The organism is Janibacter sp. CFPM2_SD2, assembly GCF_057364645.1.
Window position 1 is genome coordinate 1 of the sequence record NZ_JBNFOF010000357.1, and the last position, 1,221, is coordinate 1,221.

The 1,221-nt window shown below is 75.3% G+C and carries 3 protein-coding genes and 1 pseudogene; 2 read left to right on the top strand and 2 right to left on the bottom strand.

Features of this window, described 5'->3' with window-relative positions; translation table 11 throughout:
* Positions 1-197, top strand: a pseudogene (locus AC2W7J_RS18280) (mycothiol transferase); the annotation flags it as partial.
* A gap of 8 nt (positions 198-205) precedes the next feature.
* Here the strand turns inward: AC2W7J_RS18280 and AC2W7J_RS18285 are convergent.
* Positions 206-391: a hypothetical protein gene (locus AC2W7J_RS18285; RefSeq protein WP_485984202.1), complete on the bottom strand. Its 186-nt coding sequence runs from the start codon at positions 389-391 to the stop codon at positions 206-208.
* Positions 388-909 (bottom strand): energy-coupling factor ABC transporter ATP-binding protein, encoded by a 522-nt coding sequence (locus AC2W7J_RS18290; protein ID WP_485984204.1) that lies wholly within the window; start codon positions 907-909, stop codon positions 388-390. The genes AC2W7J_RS18285 and AC2W7J_RS18290 overlap by 4 nt, the downstream gene beginning before the upstream one ends.
* Before the next feature lie 113 nt (positions 910-1,022).
* Between AC2W7J_RS18290 and AC2W7J_RS18295 the strand changes: the two genes are divergently transcribed.
* On the top strand, positions 1,023-1,221 hold a 199-nt coding region (locus AC2W7J_RS18295), incomplete at its 3' end, for a hypothetical protein (protein WP_485984206.1).

Consider the following 1,221-nt stretch of genomic DNA (forward strand, 5'->3'; position numbering starts at 1 on the left):
CGCGGCCCACCGACAGGCCTGTGCGGACGGCCGGGGCCGCGATCGCCGACCTCGATCTCGACGACGTGGTGACCGGCAACCGTCGGGGGCCGCTCCCCCTTCGCTGGGTCCTCCTGCACGTGCTGCGCGAGCTCGCCCAGCACGCGGGCCACGCCGACATCCTGCGCGAGCAGGTACTGGCCGCCCGCGAGGGCTGACCCGCGGTTTATCGGGTGACCCGAGAACCGTGGGACGCGTGGGACGACCCGAGCGCCACCGCCACCTCGGCGGGCGTGGCGGGGCCAGCCGGCCGCGGCGGCTCGATCCCCATCTCGCGCAGCAGCTGCACCGACCACGGCGGGCGCAGCCGGGCCGCCTCGACGAGCGCACCGTCGGTCAGGGCGTCGGTCACCTCGCCCTGGTGGACGACGTGGTCGACGACGAGCGCCACCTCGTCGGCCCAGCTCCACGCGAGGTCGACGTCGTGGGTCGACAGCACGACGGTCGTGCCGTGCGCCTCGAGCGCCGCGACGGCGGCGAGCATCTCCTCGACCCGGCCGGGTCGAGCCCCGCCGTCGGCTCGTCGAGCAGCAGCACCCGGGGGTGCATCGCGAGCGCACCGGCCACCGCGACCCGCTTGCGCTGACCGAAGGAGAGCCGGTGCACCGGACGGTCGGCGAGCGCCGCGAGCGAGAGCACCGCGAGCGCCTCGTCGACCCGGTCCGCGATCTCCTCAGCAGGCAACCCGAGGTTGGTCGGCCCGTAGGCGATGTCGCTGCGCACGTCGGCGCTGAAGAGCTGGTCGTCCGGGTCCTGCATGACCAGCTGCACCCGCTGCCGGTGGGCGGTGAGACCGCGTCGGGTGTGCCGCAGCACCTCACCGCCCGAGACGACCGCCCCCTCGGCCGGCTCGTGAGCGCCGGACAGCACGCGCAGCAGCGTCGTCTTGCCCGAGCCGTTGGCCCCGAGGATCGCGATCGTCGACCGGTGCCGATCGTCAGGCTGACGCAGTCGAGGACGCCCGGAGCCCCGAGATAGCCGGCGTGCACGCCGCGCAGCGCGAGGACGGTGGCCGCGTCGTCGGGAGGTGTCCAGGAGCCGAGGCGGTGCGTCATGCCAACCCCGCCCTCAGCGACAGCCCGGCCAGCCCGACGACGAGCGCTCCCGCCGCCAGGACGAAGGGGGTCTACACGGCCCGGGCAGGCACGAGCGGCACGGCGGCCGACTCCCCCGCGCCGGCCA